This is a genomic window from Microbacterium testaceum, assembly GCF_029761935.1.
GTDB lineage: Bacteria > Actinomycetota > Actinomycetes > Actinomycetales > Microbacteriaceae > Microbacterium > Microbacterium testaceum_A.
Genome location: NZ_CP121699.1, coordinates 2,628,936 through 2,645,054, shown reverse-complemented (window position 1 = coordinate 2,645,054; position 16,119 = coordinate 2,628,936). Strand labels below are relative to the sequence as shown.

Genomic DNA, 16,119 nt, shown 5'->3' with positions numbered 1-16,119 from the left:
GCGCCCGGGGGCCGCCGCCGGAGCTCAGCCGAGCGGTCCGTACGCCGCGGGCGTCGTGCGGGCGTGCGTCGCCTGCTCGAAGCCGTAGACGAGGCCCAGGAGGGGACCCTCGGCGAAGTCGCGGCCGAGGAACTCGAGGTTCACTCCCCCGGTCGACGCCTCGGTCGAGAGCCCCTGGCCCATCGGCACCGTGACGGCGGGCAGACCCGTGTTCGGGCTCAGACGCATGTTCGTGCCGATGGTGCCGTAAGGGTTGCCGGTCGGGTAGACGACGGCATCCAGCTTCTGGTCGTCCATGAACGCGGTCATGATCTGCTTGCCCTTCGCGAGCTGCAGCGTGTGCGAGCCCTGCGGACCGGCCCATGCCTGATAGGTCGACTCGGTGACGGCGGCGCGCTGACCGTACGGGTTGCTCGCGCGCCCCGGCACGATGTTCGGCGACTGCGAGATGGCGAGCAGACTGCGCGCGCTCACCGTCGGGTCGAGGTAGGCGGTGATGTAGTTCTGCAGGTCGTGGTTGAACTCGGGACCGCTGCCGCTCCCCTCTCCCACGATCGCCGAGAACCCGTCGGGTGCGGTGACGGCGACCACGGTCGCACCCCGTGCCTCCATGGACGCCTTCGCCTGGGCGAAGAGCCGCTGGGTGGTGGGGTTCGTTCCGAGCATCGACGCGATGTAGCCGATCTTCTTGCCCGTCAACGACTCCCCGTCGAGGTACGACGTGTACGTCTCGGGCACCTTGCCGGCCTGGCGCGCCGTGATGGGGTCACCCGTGTCCTCACCGACGACCGCGTCGAGCGCGATCGCGGCATCCTGAACGGAACGCGCGATGGGACCACCGGTGTCCTGCGAGAGCGCGAGGGGCACGATGCCGTCGCGACTGGCGAGACCGACCGTCGGGCGCACGCCCACGAGCTGGTTGTACGTCGAGGGGATGCGGATCGACCCACCGGTGTCGGTGCCGAAGCCGATGCCGGCGAGGTTCGCCGCGATCGCGGCTCCCGTGCCGCCGCTCGATCCGCCCGAGGTCTGGGTCGTGTCGTACGGGCTCGACACGGTCAGCGCGGTGCCGTCGGGCTGGAACGCCGACCACTGCGACGACAGGTTGATCGCGAACTCGTCCATCGAGGCCTTCGCCACGATCACGGCTCCGTCGGCACGGAGCCCCTTGACCATCGTCGCGTCGGTCGAGGTCTGGTTGCCGCTCCAGCAGCCGCAGCCGGCGGTGGTGGGCATGTCGGCGGTGTTGTAGTTGTCTTTCAGCGCGACGGGGATGCCGAGCAGCATCCCGGTCATGCCCTTCTCGGCGCGGATCTCGTCGGCCGCGGCGGCGGCCTTCAGCGCGACGGTGCTCGTCGTGATGATCGAGTTCAAGGGGCGCACGCCGGTCGGACGGACGGTCTTGTCGTAGGCCGCGATGCGGTCGAGGTACTGCTGGGTCAACGACACCGAGGTGATCACCCCGGCGTTCATCGCCGCCTGCATCGCCACCGCATCGGCCTCGACGATCTGGAACGGACCGTCGTCGTAGATGATGCGCTCCGACAGTAGGGCGAGATCGGATGCCGTCACGGCGCCGTCGTCGTCGAGGTCGAAGCGCGCGGCATCCGCCCATCCGGCCTCGCTCGAAGTCGTCCCCAGGTGCGGGGCGAGGGCCTCGAGGTCGGCCGTGGTCACCTGGGCATCGCCGGTGACGTCGAGCTCCGTGTAGTACGGAGCGAGGAACGGCGCCGCGGCCGGGGCGGGGGCGGCGAGAGCTGCGGTCGGAGCGACGACGGCCCCGGCGACGACGACACCGATCGAAGCGGACACGGCCAGAACACGGCGGGCCAGGGGGGTCATGACGGATCCTTCGCGGGAGAAGACGGACGAGTGAGACGCGGTCATTCCTGCACCGCCTGACGGCGGCGGAGCACGAACAGAGCGCCTCCGGCGACGAGGGCGACACCGACAGCACCCGCGATCCACCACGGCGTCGCATCGACACCGGTCGTGGCCAGGTCGCCCGGGCCCTTCGCCGCGGGGGCGGGAGTCGCCGACGCGGACGCGGACGCCTCGGGCGAGGGCGCGGGTGACGACGTGGACGGCTGCGGAACGGGGACGGGTGCCGCCGCGATGACGACGGTTCCGGAGGCCACCGCTGCGGCCGTCACGACGTCACCGGTCGACGACACGAGACGCACCGACGACAGCTCGACGACGGCCGACCCGGCCGCGAGCGACCGGAGGGGGATGGATGCCAGGATCACACCGCTCGCGCCGCTCAGACCGGGAGACGTACCGAGGCGGGTGTGCGAGACGGTGAGGGAGCCGGGGCCCGTGACGGTCGAGGTGAACCCCCCGGCGGGACCGGTCGGGGCATCGGCCGCGGGAGCGAGCAGCGTCGGGTCGAACGTGATCTCGAGGTCGTACGAGTAGAGGTCGCTCACACCGGATCCGGTGATGGTGGCGACGAGCGCGTCACCGGCGGTGACGCTCGTGGGGCTCACCGACAGCGACAGGATCGCCGCGGGAGGGGCGGCGTGCGCCGCGGGCGCGGCGAGCACGGGCCCGAACAGGGCCAGGGCCGCCACGAGGGCGGCGCCGAGGCGGCGTGCCACTCTCGGGCGTGATGCGGGGCTGTGTGCAGACATGCGTGGGTCAGGCTCCTCGGGTGGTGGAACGAGCACGACCGGGATCCGCGTGGGCCTCTCGGCATCCGACGATCGTTGGGTGACCCGACCTTGTCAGCACGGCATGTCCGACAAGTTGCCCCACATTTCCATTGCATATCCGTAGGCGGATGAGGGCGCGTTTTCAGGCGAGTCCCTCATCCGTCCAGCCCCCGGGTTCGCGGGGGCGTGCCGGATAACGTCGCGTCCATGGCGACGATGACGCGAAGCCCGCTGGCATCCTTCTTCCTCCGGCTCGGACGGCAGGTGTGGGTGCGCGCTGCGCTCTTCACCGCGATCTCGATCGTGGTGGCGCTCGCCGCGCGGTTCGTGGGGCCTCTGCTGCCCTTCTCGTTCAGCGTCGATCTCGCGGCCGGCTCCGTCGACGAGCTGCTGCAGATCATCGCCACGGCGATGCTCACCGTGAGCACTTTCTCGGTCACGGCGATGGTCACGGCCTTCTCGTCGGCGACCACGACCGCCACCCCACGGTCGACGCAGCTCTTGATCGCCGACCCGACCTCGCAGAATGCCGTATCGACGTTCGTCGGCGCCTTCGCGTTCTCGCTCGTCGGAATCGTCGCCCTCTCCACCGGGTATTACGAAAGCCAGGGGCGCACGATCCTCTTCGTGGCGACCCTCGTCATCATCGCCATCGTCGTCGTCACGCTCCTGCGATGGATCGCCCACCTGTCGACCTTCGGACGGATGGCAGACGTCATCGATCGGGTCGAGAAGGCGGCCACGACCTCACTCGAGTGGCATGCAGCGCGGCCGACGCTGGGCGCGCGATCCGCCATGACACCACCAGCGGGGGCGGTGCCCGTACACGCGGACGGCGTCGGATACGTCACCCATGTCGACGTCGCGGGGCTCGACCGACTCGCACGCCAGCACCAGATCGATGTGCACGTCCGCGCCGTCCCCGGCAGGATCGCCGATGCACGGGTCCCCCTCGCCCTCGTCGACGGTCCCGTCGACGCCGACGTCGCCGCGGGGGTGCGGCGAGCCTTCCGGATCGAGAACCACCGCACGTACGAGCAGGATCCGCGATTCGGAGTGATCGCCCTCACCGAGATCGGCAGCCGCGCCCTTTCGTCCGCGACGAACGACCCCGGTACGGCGATCGAGGTGATCGCGGCGCTCCACCGCGTCTTCTCGCGGGCCTTCGCCGTCCCCATCGATTCCACCGTGGATTTCGAGCGGGTGTTCGTCCCGGCGCCACGCCTCATCGATCTCGTCAACGACGCCTTCCGACCACTGGCGCGCGACGGCGCCGCCGTGATCGAGGTGCAGGTGCGCCTGCAGAAGTGCCTTGCGTCGCTCGCCGCATCCTCACCCGACCGCGCCCCTCTCTTCCGGGAGGCCGCGCGCGCCGCGTTCGACCGCAGCCGTCGGGAGCTCGATCGCTCCGACACGCGCACCCTGCGTGCGGCCGTGCGGCAGGCCTGGGCGCGCGAAAGGGTCTGAGCGTCGGCTACGCCCCAGCTATGGACTTCCTGCGCTCCCCGGCGGAGGGATTGCCGCGCGCTCGCGCCCGGCGTAGACCGAGAACATCACACCCACGACCCGTCGGGCCGTCCGAGTTGAGGAGGTCACCATGCTCGTCACCACGCTGTCAGCGCAGATCTTTCTCGCCGTCTTCGCGCTCGTCTACGCGGCATCCGTCTTCGCCGCGATCGTCGCCGTCCGCGATCCGCAGGCGTCCCCCGGCCTCAGGGCGACGTGGGTCGCCGCGCTGCTCCTGTTGCCGCCGGTCGGACTCCTCGCGTGGGAAGCGGCCCGTCTGGCCGATAGTCGCGCCGCCCGTCGCCCGATGACCGTCGTGGATCGCACCGCGTACCTCGCCGACCGCGCCGCGCACGTGGCGGGCGGGTCCGCGCGGGTCTGACACCCTCGGGCCGCCGGTCCTGCAGCGGGTCAGAGCGCGCGCAGGATCGCGGCCACGCCGCCCTCGGTCACCGAGAGACCGACCTCGCCCGCGGCGGCGTGCACCTCGGGAGGACCTTGGTGCATCGCGATCGCCCGCCCGCCGTTGCGGACGGCCCACTGCATCATCTCGATGTCGTTGCGGCCATCGCCCATGACCAGGACGCGCTCGGGGGCGATGCCCAGCCACCCGCGCACGAGCTCGAGCGCGGTCGACTTGTCGACGCCCTGCGGCGCGATGTCGAGCCACGCCGTCCACCCGATGGCGTACGACACCTGCGTCAGCCCGATCCGCTCGACGAGTTCGAGGAAGTCCTGATCGGTCTGCTCGGGCGCGACGACCACCACACGGCACACCGGCTCGGCGGACAGCTCGGCGAAGGTCACCTTGTGCGCTTTCTCGAGGTTCCAGTCGTCGAGGTAGTCGGTGAACTTGCGCGTGCCGTCGGGCAGCTCCACCAGGAAGTGCGCGCCGGACAGGTGCTCGCCCAACAGCGTCAGCACCTCACGGGGGTCGAACGTCTCGACGTGCGCGCGCTCGTACTCCGTGGCATCCGGTCCCCCCACCCGGCGCATCACGATGGCACCGTTCGAGCAGACGGCGTACTCGGGACGGATGCCGAGGCGGTCCATGATCGTGTGGGTGCTGTCCCAGCTGCGGCCCGTGGCGAGCATGACCTCGTGACCCGCGCGGTGCGCGTGCGCGATCGCCTCGACGACCCCGGGGCTCAGGGTGTCGTCCTCGAGGAGCACCGTCCCGTCGATGTCGAGGGCGATGAGCAGACGCCCGAGGTGAGGAGCGTCGGCGAGATCGGCGACCAGATCGGCCGCCTCCTGCTTCGGCGCGCTCTCAACGGCACCGGTGTCGGGGAGGGCGGCCTCGTCGCTCACGCGATGGGCTCCATGACCTCGAGCCCGCCGAGGTACGGCCGCAAGACCTCAGGGACCGTGACCGATCCGTCGGCGCGCTGGTGCGTTTCGAGAAGCGCCACGATCCACCGCGTGGTGGCGAGCGTGCCGTTGAGGGTCGCGACCGGCTGGGTCTTGCCGCCGTCGGCGGGACGGAAGCGGGTCTCGAGTCGGCGCGCCTGATACGTCGTGCAGTTCGAGGTGCTGGTCAGCTCGCGGTAGGCATCCTGCGTGGGCACCCAGGCCTCGATGTCGAACTTGCGTGCGGCGCTGGACCCCAGGTCGCCGGCGGCCACGTCGATCACGCGGTAGGCGAGGCCGAGGTCCTGCAGCATCTGCTCCTGCATCGCGACGAGACGGTCGTGCTCGGCCTCGGCGTCGGCCGGGTCGGTGTAGACGAACATCTCGAGCTTGTTGAACTGGTGCACGCGGATGATGCCGCGGGTGTCCTTGCCGTACGAGCCGGCCTCGCTGCGGTAGCAGGTGGACCAGCCGGCGTAGCGCTTGGCGCCGCGCTCGAAGTCGAGGATCTCGTCCATGTGGTAGCCGGCGAGGGGCACCTCGCTGGTGCCGACGAGGTAGAGGTCTTCTTTCGGCAGGTGGTAGACCTCGTCGGCGTGCTGGCCGAGGAAGCCGGTGCCGCGCATGACCTCGGGGCGCACGAGCGTCGGCGGGATCATCGGGGTGAAGCCCGCCTGCAGCGCGCGGTCGAGGGCGAGGGTCATGAGCGCGAGCTCGAGGCGCGCGCCGATACCGGTGAGGAAGTAGAAGCGGCTGCCCGAGACCTTCGTGCCGCGCTCCATGTCGATCGCCCCGAGCAGCTCGCCGATCTCGAGGTGGTCGCGCGGGGTGAAGTCGTAGGTCGGGACGTCGCCGTGGGTGCGCAGCGTGACGAAGTTCTCTTCGCCCCCCGACGGGACACCGTCGATGACGATGTTCTCGATCTTCGCCAGGGCCGCCTCGGCTGCCGCCTCGGCCTCGGTCGCGGCGTGCTGCGCGGCCTTGACCTGCTCGCTGAGCTGCTTCGCTTCGGCGACGAGAGCGGCCTTCTCTTCTTTCGGCGCCTGCGCGACGCGCTTGCCGTGCGCGTTCTGCGCGGCACGGAGCTCTTCGAAGGCGGTGATGGCCGCGCGGCGGTCGCGGTCGGCGGCGAGGGCGTCGTCCACCGAATCCGGCGACTCCCCGCGGGCGATCTGGGAGCGCTTCACGAGCTCGGGATCTTCACGCAGCAGAGTCAGGTCGATCACGCGTCCATCCTACGGTCGAGGCGGCACGTGTCCTGCGCTGTCGCGAGCACGCGCGGCGTGCGCCGGAATGCGGAAAGACGGGCTCCTCTCACGGCGAGTGCGGCTTCGGCATCCCTCCGTCAAGCCCGTCTCGATGACGGGTGACGGATCGACCGCGGTCCTATGGTGGATGCCATGGCCGCCCCTGACGAGCCGCGTGACGACGCGGACGCTCCCGAAACCGTCCCCGCCGATGCTCCCGCCGAGGTGAAGGCGGATGCCGCCGCGGCCGACGGCTCCGGCGACCACTTCCACGCCGCACGTCTCGGCGACGATGTCGCCGATCACCCTCGCAAGGACGTCCCTCACCCGAAGGACGCCGCGGAGCCCGACGGCACCATCCACCAGCCCGAAGACGTCGACCCCGACACGTCGGCGGAGCTGCCCGGCAAGACGCAGCGCGTTGACGCCGAGGGCGAAGAGGCGCCCATCGACGCCGAGACCACTCAGAAGAAGAGGGCCGCCCTCGTCTACAACCCCGTCAAGGTCGACCCCGACACGCTGCGTGCCCGCGTGGCCGAGCTCGCGGCCGCGGCCGACTGGGCCGAGCCGCTGTTCTACGAGACGACCGTGGACGACCTGGGCGACGACGCCACCCGCGCAGCCCTCGACGAGAAGGTCGACGCCGTGCTCGTGGCGGGCGGCGACGGCACGGTGCGCGCGGTGGCCGAGGCGCTGACCTCGACGGGCGTCCCCCTGACGATCATTCCCAGCGGCACGGGCAACCTGCTCGCCCGCAACCTGAACCTGCCCCTCGCCGACACCGACGCGATGATCCGCGCAACCTTCGAGGGCGACATCCTCTCGATCGACACCGGGATCGCGCGCATCCGCCGCGCCAGCGGCGAGATCGAAGAACACGGATTCTCGGTCATGGCGGGCATCGGTTTGGATGCCGCGATGATCCAGAACACCCGCGACGATCTGAAGAAGCAGGTCGGCTGGGTCGCCTACGTCGACGGAGCGGCGAGGTCGCTCGTCTCGGCCAAACCCTTCCGCGTCATGTATCAGCTGGACGGGCACCGCCTGCACTCGGCGAAGGTGCACAGCGTGCTGTTCGCGAACTGCGGCGCCCTGCAGGGCGGCGTCGCGCTGATCCCCGACGCCTCGATCGCCGACGGCAGCCTCGACGTGGCCGTGCTGCAGCCCAGCGGCGTGCTCGGCTGGTTGGGCGTCTGGCGCAAGATCGTGTGGGACAACTCGGTGCTGCGGAAGTTCCGCGCCGGTCGACGCGTGCTCGAGCGTCGTAAGGACTCGTCGGTGCGCTACCTGCGGGGCACGGGCATCGAGTTGGCGACCGCGCCCGCGCAGCCGATCGAGCTGGACGGCGACGAGTTCGGCGAAGCGACGCGCGTGTACACCCGCATCGTCCCCGGTGGGCTCTCGGTCGCGCTGCCGAAGGGGCACGACACCTCGTCGCTCTGACGTTCACCAGGCGGCGCCGGCCGCACGGGTGTCAAGCCCGAGGCACCGGATGCCGCGGTGGATAGCGTCGGAGAATGGCATCACCCTCGATCGTCTGGTTCCGCGACGACCTGCGCCTGACCGACAACCCGGCGCTGCGCGCAGCCCTCGACCGCGACGAGCCGATCGTCGCGCTGTACCTGCTGGACGAGGAGTCGGACGGCGTCCGCGAGATCGGCGGGGCGGCGCGGTGGTGGCTGCACGGGTCGCTGACCTCGCTCGGCGAGCGCCTGAGCGAGCGCGGAGGGTCGCTCGTGCTTCGGCGCGGCAAAGCGGCCGAGGTCGTGCCCGCGCTGGTCGACGAGATCGGCGCGGGAGCGGTGTTCTGGAACCGGCGCTACGGCGGTGCTGAGCGCGAGATCGACGCCGGCATCAAAGAGAAGCTGCGCGACGACGGCGTGACCGTCGCGTCTTTCGCCGCCAACCTGCTCTACGAACCGTGGACGGTGCGCACCCAGTCGGACAAGCCGTACGGGGTGTACAGCCCCTTCGCGCGGGCGGTGCAGAAGCTCCCCGCCCCGCGCCCGCCGATGCCGGAAGCACGGAAGATCCCCGGCTTCGACGGCAGTGTCGACGGTGACGACCTCGGCTCGTGGGGCCTGCTGCCCACGGAGCCCGACTGGGCCGGAGGCCTGCGCGAGACGTGGGAGCCCGGAGAGCCCGCCGCGAAGGCACGTTTGAAGGAGTTCCTCGACGACGACCTGGGCGACTACTCGAAGTACCGCGACGAGTTCGCCGGCGGCGCCACCTCGAACCTGTCGCCCCGCCTGCGCTGGGGCGAGCTCAGCCCCTACCAGGTGTGGCACGACACCCTCGAGCACCGCGGATCGGGCCAGCACGCGCAGAGCGCGAGCGGCTTCCTGTCGGAGGTCGTCTGGCGAGAGTTCGCCTGGCACGTGACCTACCACTCCCCCGACATCGCGACGGTGAACTGGCGCCGTAACTTCGACGCCTTCCCCTGGCCGAAGCTGAACCGGTCGCACCTCAAGACCTGGCAGCAGGGCAAGACGGGCGTGGCCGTGGTCGACGCCGGCATGCGCCAGCTCTGGCACACCGGCGTCATGCACAACCGCGTGCGCATGGTCACGGCGTCGTTCCTCATCAAGAACCTGCTCATCGACTGGCGTCACGGCGAGCAGTGGTTCTGGGATTGCCTCGTCGACGCGGATGCCGCGAGCAACCCCTTCAACTGGCAGTGGGTCGCGGGATCGGGCGCGGATGCCGCCCCGTACTTCCGCGTGTTCAACCCGGAGACGCAGCGCAAGAAGTTCGACGCGCACGACGAGTACGTGCGCGAGTGGGCGCCGGAATTCCTGGGCGAGAACCCGCCGGAGCCGATGGTCGACCTCGGCGAGACCCGCAAGCGCGCGCTCGACGCCTACGCCCACGTGCGCCACGGGGGCTGAGCCCGCCCTCGGGGCCCGAGGTCGCCGCGCCGGTCGGAGCCGAGGCGTCGCCCGGGGTTCCCCCTCCGCGGAGCCCGAAGGCGATCGCCGTGCCGACAGCGAGTACGGCAATGGCGGCTCTGTCCGTCGACCCCCGACGACACAGCGTGCACTTTCGTCGCTACGATAGCGTCCGACTACGGGCTGAGCTTGGTGCAGTGTGTTCTAGGCCGTCTTCGCACTGCTCGACGCGACCGCGTAGGAGCCCCGTCTCTTTGGGAGCCCCGCCATGAAGGCATCACCCGTTTCTTGGATCATCATCGGCGCGGTCGTCGCGGGAACGGTCGGCGCCGGCGCCGGGTGGGCCGCGTCATCCGTGGCACAGAGCCAGCCATCGTCGCTGACCGCCTACGGGTGCTTCGATACGCAGTCGGGAGCGCTCACTCTGAACGCCGACTCGTCGACGTGCGACGGCGGCATGGTTCCGGTCACCTGGTCGAGCTCCCCCGCCGCAACTGGAGAGCCCGGCGCGACCGGAGAACCCGGGCCGCAGGGCGAGGCCGGCGCACCGGGAGCCACCGGCGCCACAGGCGCAAGCGGCGCGACGGGCGACAGGGGCACGAGCGGCGCTCGAGGAGCGACCGGCGAGACGGGCGCCCAGGGCGCCGGGGGATCCGACGGAGCGACTGGAGCCCAAGGCGCTACCGGCGAGAAGGGCGACACGGGAGCACAAGGCGCCACCGGAGCCCAAGGCGCGACCGGCGAGAAGGGCGACACGGGAGCACAAGGCGCCACCGGAGCCCAAGGCGCCACCGGCGAGAAGGGCGACACCGGAGCGCAAGGAGCCACCGGTGAGAAGGGCGACCCCGGTGTGGCCGCCTGGAGCACAGTATCCGCCTGGTCCGCGACGTCGACCTACACGGCGGGGCCTCCCGCCGCACTCGTCACCTATAACGGCAGCGCCTACGTCGCCGCGCAGTCTTCGGTCGGAAGGACGCCGGGGACGGACTCGAGCTGGATCGTCGTCGCCTCGAAGGGCGCGAAAGGCGACAAGGGGGATGCCGGCGCCCAAGGCGCCACCGGAGCCACGGGACAAACCGGCGCCACCGGCCCGCAGGGAACGCAGGGCATTCAAGGTCAGACCCCGTGGACCTTCCGAGGCGAGTGGTCGAGCACCAGCACCTACCAGTCGGGGACGCCGGCTGACGTCGTGACCTACCAAGGCGGCACCTACATCGCCACGCGAGCGAACACGAACGTTCCCCCCACGGCGACCTCCGACTGGCGGGTGCTCGCTGCACCGGGCGCGCAGGGTGCCGCCGGACCGCAGGGACTCACCGGTCCGCAGGGGCCGACCGGTCCGCAGGGGCCGGCTGGATCGAGCACCTTCGTGGACAACCGTTTCGGACAGAACACGGGGCGGGCTGGAGAGGGCCGCAGCGGCGCCGAGTGCACACTGGGCGACGTCTACCTCTCCGCTTCTCGTATCGCCAGCGGGCTGATCGCAAACGGCCAGACGCTGAGCGTCTCGTCGAACCAGGCGCTGTTCGCCCTGTACGGCACGACATACGGCGGGAACGGCGCGACGACCTTCCAGCTCCCCAACCTCACCTCTCTCACCCCGAACGGCATGACCTACTACGTGTGTAGTCAGGGCATCTTCCCCACCGGCAACTGAGGCCTCAGACCGCACCGGCGGTCCGTAGCCGGACGCTTGAGAGGGGTGTCACCTCGCGGTGACACCCCTCTCAAGACGGTTGTCAGTTGACGCGCTGCTCGTCGGCGTCGTCCTCGTCGTCGCCCGGGATGAACACGTCGACGACGGTCACGTTGATCTCGGCGACCTTCATGCCGACGAGCTCGGTGATGGCCTGGTGCACGGCCGCGCGGACGTTCGACGCCACCCGCTGCAGCTGCTCGGGGTAGTCGACCTGGATGGCGATGTCGGCGGCCACCTCGGTCTCGCCGACCTCGACGCTCACGCCCTGCGCGTGGTCCTTGGCTCCCACGGCCTGGCGGATGTTGCCGATGACGCGGGCTGCTCCTCCGCCGAGGGCGTGGACACCGGGAACCTCGGCCGCGGCGATGCCGGCGACCTTGGCGACGACGGCGTCGACGATGACGGTCGAGCCGCCGTCCTTCGTGGCGGGGGTGGTCGTGGCGGTGGTGGTGTTCTCGGCCATGTTCGCTTCCTTCCGTCGTTCCGGGACCGTGTGTCCCGCGATGTCACAGGTGAGACGCGGTGGGCGGCGCTTTCGTCACGCCGTTTTCCTGAGAGAACGCTGAAGATGGATGCCGCTTCGCCCTGCACCCCTCACGGCCCGCCGCGACGCCCGGAGAGGAATAGCGGGGATCGATCGGGCGTTGTTGTCGGGGTGAACGACGCCATGCCCTCCCTCTCTGTTCTCGATCTCGTCCCCGTCCGCAGCGGACAGAACAGCGCACAGGCGGTGAGCGCCGCCCTCGACCTGGTCGAGCGCGCCGACCGCCTCGGGTATCGCCGGTACTGGTTCGCCGAGCACCACAACATGCCCTCGGTCGCGTCGACCACACCCCCCGTGCTGATCGCCGCCGCGGCCGCCCGCACCTCGCGCATCCGCGTCGGATCGGGCGGCGTGATGCTGCCCAACCACTCCCCCCTCATCGTCGCCGAGCAGTTCGCCGCCCTCGAGGCCCTGGCCCCCGGCCGCATCGACCTCGGCATCGGCCGTGCCCCCGGCAGCGACCCGGTCATCACCCAGCTGCTGAACCGCTCGGGCACCACGAGCGATGTCTCCCGCTTCCCCGATCACGTGACCGACATCATGGCGCTCACCTCGCCCGATGGGGCGACGGTGCGCTTCACCTCGGGCACCGAGTACCAGGTGAAGGCGACGCCCGCGGCATCCGGGATGCCCCAGGTCTGGCTTCTCGGCTCGAGCGACTACTCGGCGCAGCTCGCGGCCAGCTTCGGCCTGCCCTACGTCTTCGCGAACCACTTCTCGGGCGAGGGGCTTACCCACGCACTCGGGGTGTACCGCGACCAGTTCGTTCCCAACGAGTCGGGTGAGGGCCCGCGCACCTTCGTCACCGCCAACGTCGTCGCCGCGCCGACCGCCGAAGAGGCCGAGGACCGCGCGCTGCCGCAGCTGCGCATGATGGCGCGGCTGCGGACGAACCGCCCCATGGTTCCGCTCGAGACGGTCGAGCAGGCGAAGGCGGAGCCGTTCGACGCGATGGCCGAATCGATCATGGCCTCGACCCGGCAGAAGTGGTTCGTGGGCACCGGCGATGACGTGCGCGCGCAGTTGAGTGCGTTCGCCGCGCAGCACGGCGTCGACGAGATCATGGTGTCGCCGGTGGCGGGAGCCTACGACGGCGAGACGTCCGAGGGCCGCGTGCAGACCCTCGAGCTCATCGCGGCTCCGGCGACCGTCGCGGCCTGACGCTCGGCGGCGTCGCCGCCGCGGGTGAGACGGCTGAGCCTCTCGCGGCCGCCGATACCGACGCGGGCTCCAGGCCCGTCGACGAGCTCGGGGACCGGGGCGCGCGGGGCGGCTAGGCCTTTCGAGGCCACCGGTCACCGACGCGGGCTCTAGGCCCGTCGACGAGCACAGGGGCCTGGCGGCGGGTCAGGCCTCGGGCTCACCACTCAGCAGGCCGCGCAGCCAGTCGCGCGCCTCGACGAACACGTCGTCGCTGTAGCGCTGCGGGTAGCGCACGATCGCGCGATCGGCGCGGGCGTACGACCCCAAGAAGATGACCTTCGGGCTGAACCGGCGGAGCCCCAGCAGGGCGTCGGCCATGCGCTCGTCGAGCACGTGACCGTCGGCGTCGATCACGAAGCGGTACCGGCCGAGGGCGTCGCCGATGGGGCGGGATGCCAACAGGCTCAGGTTGATCCCGCGCGTGGCGAACTGCTCGAGTAGTTCGAGCAGGGCACCCGGGTGGTCCTCGGGCAGCTCGACGATGAGCGAGGTCTTGTCGGCACCGGTGGGCGGAGCCGGAGCGACCGTGCGGCTGACGAGAACGAAACGCGTCACCGCGTTGGGGTTGTCGCCGATGTTCTCGGCCAGCACCGAGACGTCGTGGTGGGCGACGATGCCGGGGGCCGCCACCGCGGCATCCGCCGCACTCGTCCCATCGAGCACGCCCAGCGCGCTCGCGACATTGCTCTCGGCGGGGAGGTGCGCGTGGGCGGGGAGGTTCTTGCTGAGCCATCCGAGGCACTGCCCGTAGGCGACCGGGTGCGCGGCGACGAGCGAGACGTCGGCGAGGGTGGCTCCGGGGCGACCGACGAGCACGAAGTTCACCGGCACGAGGTATTCGCCCACGATGCGCAGGCCCGGCACGGTCGCCAGGGCATCCTGCGCGGTCGAGACTCCGCCGTCGACGGAGTTCTCGATGGCGATCATCGCGGCATCCGACCGCCCCTCAACGACGTCGGCGAGCGCTTCGCCGACGTTGCGCACGGGACGCCAGATCTGATCGCGCGCCTCGGGCACCTGCGCCAAGGCCGCCTCGGTGAACGTGCCGGCCGGGCCCAGGTAGCTGTAGGTACGGCGGGCGGGCACGGTCTCTGTGTCGGGCAGCACGGCGTCCAGCCTAGACCTGGGGGAAGATTCCGGATGCCGCGACAGCGGGCCCACGCCACCGTTGCGGACCGCATCGACCGGCGACCGCCCGCGACGCGACCACGGATTCTCTCAGAATGCGTCACAGCGTGTGCGCATGTCGGAGGGAGCGGGCAGACTGGGCGCATGAGCAGTCGCGCAGGGCAGCCCGCAGAGGCATCCGATCTCATCGACATCGACGAACTGATCGCGGCGTATTACGACCGCAAGCCGGATGCCGCGGTGCCCGAGCAGCGCGTCGCCTTCGGCACCAGCGGTCACCGCGGTTCGTCGCTGAGCACCAGCTTCAACGAAGACCACATCCTCGCCACGACCCAGGCGATCGTCGACTACCGCGCAGCGCAGGGGATCACCGGTCCGCTGTTCCTCGGTCGCGACACCCACGGGCTTTCGCTTCCCGCCGAACGCAGCGCCATCGAGGTGCTGGTCGCCAACGGTGTCGACGTGCGCGTCGACTCCCGCGACGCGTGGGTGCCGACCCCCGCGCTTAGCCACGCGATCCTCACGTACAACCGCGACCTCGCGGCCTCCGACCCCGGCCGCGCCGACGGCATCGTCGTCACGCCCTCGCACAACCCGCCGCGCGACGGCGGCTTCAAGTACAACCCCCCGCACGGCGGCCCCGCCGACACCGACGCGACGGGCTGGATCGCCGACCGCGCGAACGAGCTCATCGCCGCAGGGCTCGAGGGCGTGCATCGCACGCGGCACGCCGACATCGACCTCGACGGCCTGGGCCAGTACGACTTCCGCGACGCGTACGTCAGGGATCTGGCATCCATCATCGACGTCGACGCCATCAAGAGCGCCGGCGTCCGCATCGGCGCCGACCCGTTGGGCGGGGCATCGGTGGAGTACTGGGCGCTCATCGCCGAGGTCTACGGCCTCGATCTCACCGTCGTGAACCCCGAGGTCGACCCGACGTGGAAGTTCATGACGCTCGACTGGGACGAGAAGATCCGCATGGATCCCTCCTCGCCCTCGGCCATGGCCTCGCTGGTCGCCGCGCGCGACGAGTACGACATCCTCACCGGCAACGACGCCGATGCCGACCGCCACGGCATCGTCACCCCCGACGCGGGCCTGATGAACCCGAACCACTACCTCGCGGTCGCCATCGACTACCTGTTCTCGCACCGCCCGAACTGGCCGGCCGACGCCGCCGTGGGCAAGACGCTCGTGTCGTCGATGATCATCGACCGCGTGGCCGACGCCCTCGGCAAGACGCTGCTCGAAGTGCCCGTCGGGTTCAAGTGGTTCGTCCCCGGCCTGCTCGACGGCTCCGTCGCGTTCGGCGGCGAGGAGTCGGCGGGTGCGTCGTTCCTGCGCAAGGACGGCACGGTGTGGACGACCGACAAGGACGGCATCCTGCTCTGCCTGCTGGCCGCCGAGATCCTCGCCGTCACCGGCAAGACCCCCTCGCAGCGCTACGCCGAGCTCGAGCAGCAGTTCGGATCGTCCGCGTACCAGCGGGTCGATGCGCCCGCGTCGCCCGCGCAGAAGTCGGCTCTGTCGAAGCTGTCTCCGGATGCCGTGTCGGCCACCGAGCTCGCCGGTGAGCCCATCACCGCGAAGCTCTCGCACGCTCCCGGCAACGGCGCCGCGATCGGCGGGCTGAAGGTGCAGACGGAGTCGGCGTGGTTCGCCGCGCGCCCCTCGGGCACGGAGGACGTCTACAAGCTGTACGCCGAGTCGCTCCGCGGCGAGGACCACCTGCGCGAGGTGCAGGAAGAGGCGCGGGCCGTGGTCTCGGCCGCGCTCGGCCAGGCCTGATCCGCACGGTTCGTCAGCGGCGTCGCCCCTCGGGGCGGCGCCGCTTTCGCGTGCGCCGGCCTTGCGAGCGGCGCGGTCGGTTGCTCGGGCGGGCGGTCGGTTGCTCGGG

The 16,119-nt window shown here is 70.7% G+C and carries 13 protein-coding genes; 7 read left to right on the top strand and 6 right to left on the bottom strand.

Going from position 1 to position 16,119, the window contains the following annotated elements:
* Positions 1 to 24: 24 nt before the first annotated feature.
* Positions 25 to 1,842, bottom strand: coding sequence for an amidase family protein (locus tag QBE02_RS12680; protein ID WP_279366032.1), 1,818 nt, complete (start codon positions 1,840 to 1,842; stop codon positions 25 to 27).
* Positions 1,843 to 1,883: 41 nt separating this feature from the next.
* Positions 1,884 to 2,600, bottom strand: coding sequence for a cohesin domain-containing protein (locus QBE02_RS12675; RefSeq protein WP_279366031.1), 717 nt, complete (start codon positions 2,598 to 2,600; stop codon positions 1,884 to 1,886).
* 261 nt (positions 2,601 to 2,861) lie between these two features.
* Between QBE02_RS12675 and QBE02_RS12670 the strand changes: the two genes are divergently transcribed.
* Positions 2,862 to 4,121: a DUF2254 domain-containing protein gene (locus tag QBE02_RS12670; RefSeq protein ID WP_279366029.1), complete on the top strand. Its 1,260-nt coding sequence runs from the start codon at positions 2,862 to 2,864 to the stop codon at positions 4,119 to 4,121.
* 130 nt (positions 4,122 to 4,251) lie between these two features.
* A complete protein-coding gene (locus QBE02_RS12665) occupies positions 4,252 to 4,542 on the top strand; it encodes a PLDc N-terminal domain-containing protein (protein WP_279366028.1) in 291 nt (96 codons plus the stop codon).
* Between the two features lie 29 nt (positions 4,543 to 4,571).
* On the opposite strand, the gene QBE02_RS12660 is transcribed toward QBE02_RS12665, so the two are convergent.
* Together QBE02_RS12660 and serS are read right to left on the bottom strand one after the other, a co-directional pair.
* Positions 4,572 to 5,471, bottom strand: coding sequence for an HAD family hydrolase (locus QBE02_RS12660; RefSeq protein ID WP_279366027.1), 900 nt, complete (start codon positions 5,469 to 5,471; stop codon positions 4,572 to 4,574).
* Positions 5,468 to 6,736: a serine--tRNA ligase gene (serS, locus tag QBE02_RS12655; RefSeq protein ID WP_144784403.1), complete on the bottom strand. Its 1,269-nt coding sequence runs from the start codon at positions 6,734 to 6,736 to the stop codon at positions 5,468 to 5,470. Before serS ends, QBE02_RS12660 begins: the two co-directional genes overlap by 4 nt.
* A 174-nt stretch (positions 6,737 to 6,910) precedes the next feature.
* Here serS and QBE02_RS12650 point away from each other — a divergent pair, with 174 nt between their 5' ends.
* The 3 genes from QBE02_RS12650 to QBE02_RS12640 all read left to right on the top strand — a co-directional run bounded on the left by QBE02_RS12650 (position 6,911) and on the right by QBE02_RS12640 (position 11,302).
* The gene (locus QBE02_RS12650) at positions 6,911 to 8,200 is read left to right on the top strand and encodes a diacylglycerol/lipid kinase family protein (RefSeq protein WP_279366026.1); all 1,290 of its coding nucleotides are present in this window, start codon (positions 6,911 to 6,913) and stop codon (positions 8,198 to 8,200) included.
* A gap of 74 nt (positions 8,201 to 8,274) precedes the next feature.
* Positions 8,275 to 9,645, top strand: a complete 1,371-nt coding sequence (locus tag QBE02_RS12645) for a cryptochrome/photolyase family protein (protein WP_279366025.1) — start codon at positions 8,275 to 8,277, stop codon at positions 9,643 to 9,645.
* A gap of 268 nt (positions 9,646 to 9,913) precedes the next feature.
* Positions 9,914 to 11,302 (top strand): tail fiber protein, encoded by a 1,389-nt coding sequence (locus QBE02_RS12640; RefSeq protein WP_279366023.1) that lies wholly within the window; start codon positions 9,914 to 9,916, stop codon positions 11,300 to 11,302.
* An 82-nt stretch (positions 11,303 to 11,384) separates the two neighbouring features.
* Here the strand turns inward: QBE02_RS12640 and QBE02_RS12635 are convergent, their stop codons facing one another.
* On the bottom strand, positions 11,385 to 11,807 hold the full coding sequence (locus QBE02_RS12635; protein WP_279366021.1) for an Asp23/Gls24 family envelope stress response protein: 423 nt from the start codon (positions 11,805 to 11,807) through the stop codon (positions 11,385 to 11,387).
* Positions 11,808 to 12,011: 204 nt separating this feature from the next.
* On the opposite strand from QBE02_RS12635, the gene QBE02_RS12630 reads away from it, so the two are divergent.
* Positions 12,012 to 13,049, top strand: coding sequence for an LLM class flavin-dependent oxidoreductase (locus tag QBE02_RS12630; RefSeq protein ID WP_176786316.1), 1,038 nt, complete (start codon positions 12,012 to 12,014; stop codon positions 13,047 to 13,049).
* Between the two features lie 186 nt (positions 13,050 to 13,235).
* Here QBE02_RS12630 and pheA read toward each other — a convergent pair whose 3' ends face one another.
* Positions 13,236 to 14,198 (bottom strand): prephenate dehydratase, encoded by a 963-nt coding sequence (pheA, locus tag QBE02_RS12625; protein ID WP_056224342.1) that lies wholly within the window; start codon positions 14,196 to 14,198, stop codon positions 13,236 to 13,238.
* A gap of 165 nt (positions 14,199 to 14,363) precedes the next feature.
* On the opposite strand from pheA, the gene pgm reads away from it, so the two are divergent.
* A complete protein-coding gene (pgm, locus tag QBE02_RS12620) occupies positions 14,364 to 16,010 on the top strand; it encodes a phosphoglucomutase (alpha-D-glucose-1,6-bisphosphate-dependent) (RefSeq protein WP_279366020.1) in 1,647 nt (548 codons plus the stop codon).
* Positions 16,011 to 16,119: the final 109 nt, after the last annotated feature.

Excerpts from the sequence above, each read along its gene's own strand:
- QBE02_RS12635 (WP_279366021.1), bottom strand. The coding sequence starts at position 11,807 with ATGGCCGAGAACACCACCACCGCCACGACCACCCCCGCCACGAAGGAC.
- QBE02_RS12670 (WP_279366029.1), top strand. The coding sequence starts at position 2,862 with ATGGCGACGATGACGCGAAGCCCGCTGGCATCCTTCTTCCTCCGGCTC.
- QBE02_RS12630 (WP_176786316.1), top strand. The coding sequence starts at position 12,012 with ATGCCCTCCCTCTCTGTTCTCGATCTCGTCCCCGTCCGCAGCGGACAG.
- QBE02_RS12665 (WP_279366028.1), top strand. The coding sequence starts at position 4,252 with ATGCTCGTCACCACGCTGTCAGCGCAGATCTTTCTCGCCGTCTTCGCG.
- QBE02_RS12640 (WP_279366023.1), top strand. The coding sequence starts at position 9,914 with ATGAAGGCATCACCCGTTTCTTGGATCATCATCGGCGCGGTCGTCGCG.
- QBE02_RS12680 (WP_279366032.1), bottom strand. The coding sequence starts at position 1,842 with ATGACCCCCCTGGCCCGCCGTGTTCTGGCCGTGTCCGCTTCGATCGGT.
- pgm (WP_279366020.1), top strand. The coding sequence starts at position 14,364 with ATGAGCAGTCGCGCAGGGCAGCCCGCAGAGGCATCCGATCTCATCGAC.
- QBE02_RS12645 (WP_279366025.1), top strand. The coding sequence starts at position 8,275 with ATGGCATCACCCTCGATCGTCTGGTTCCGCGACGACCTGCGCCTGACC.
- QBE02_RS12650 (WP_279366026.1), top strand. The coding sequence starts at position 6,911 with ATGGCCGCCCCTGACGAGCCGCGTGACGACGCGGACGCTCCCGAAACC.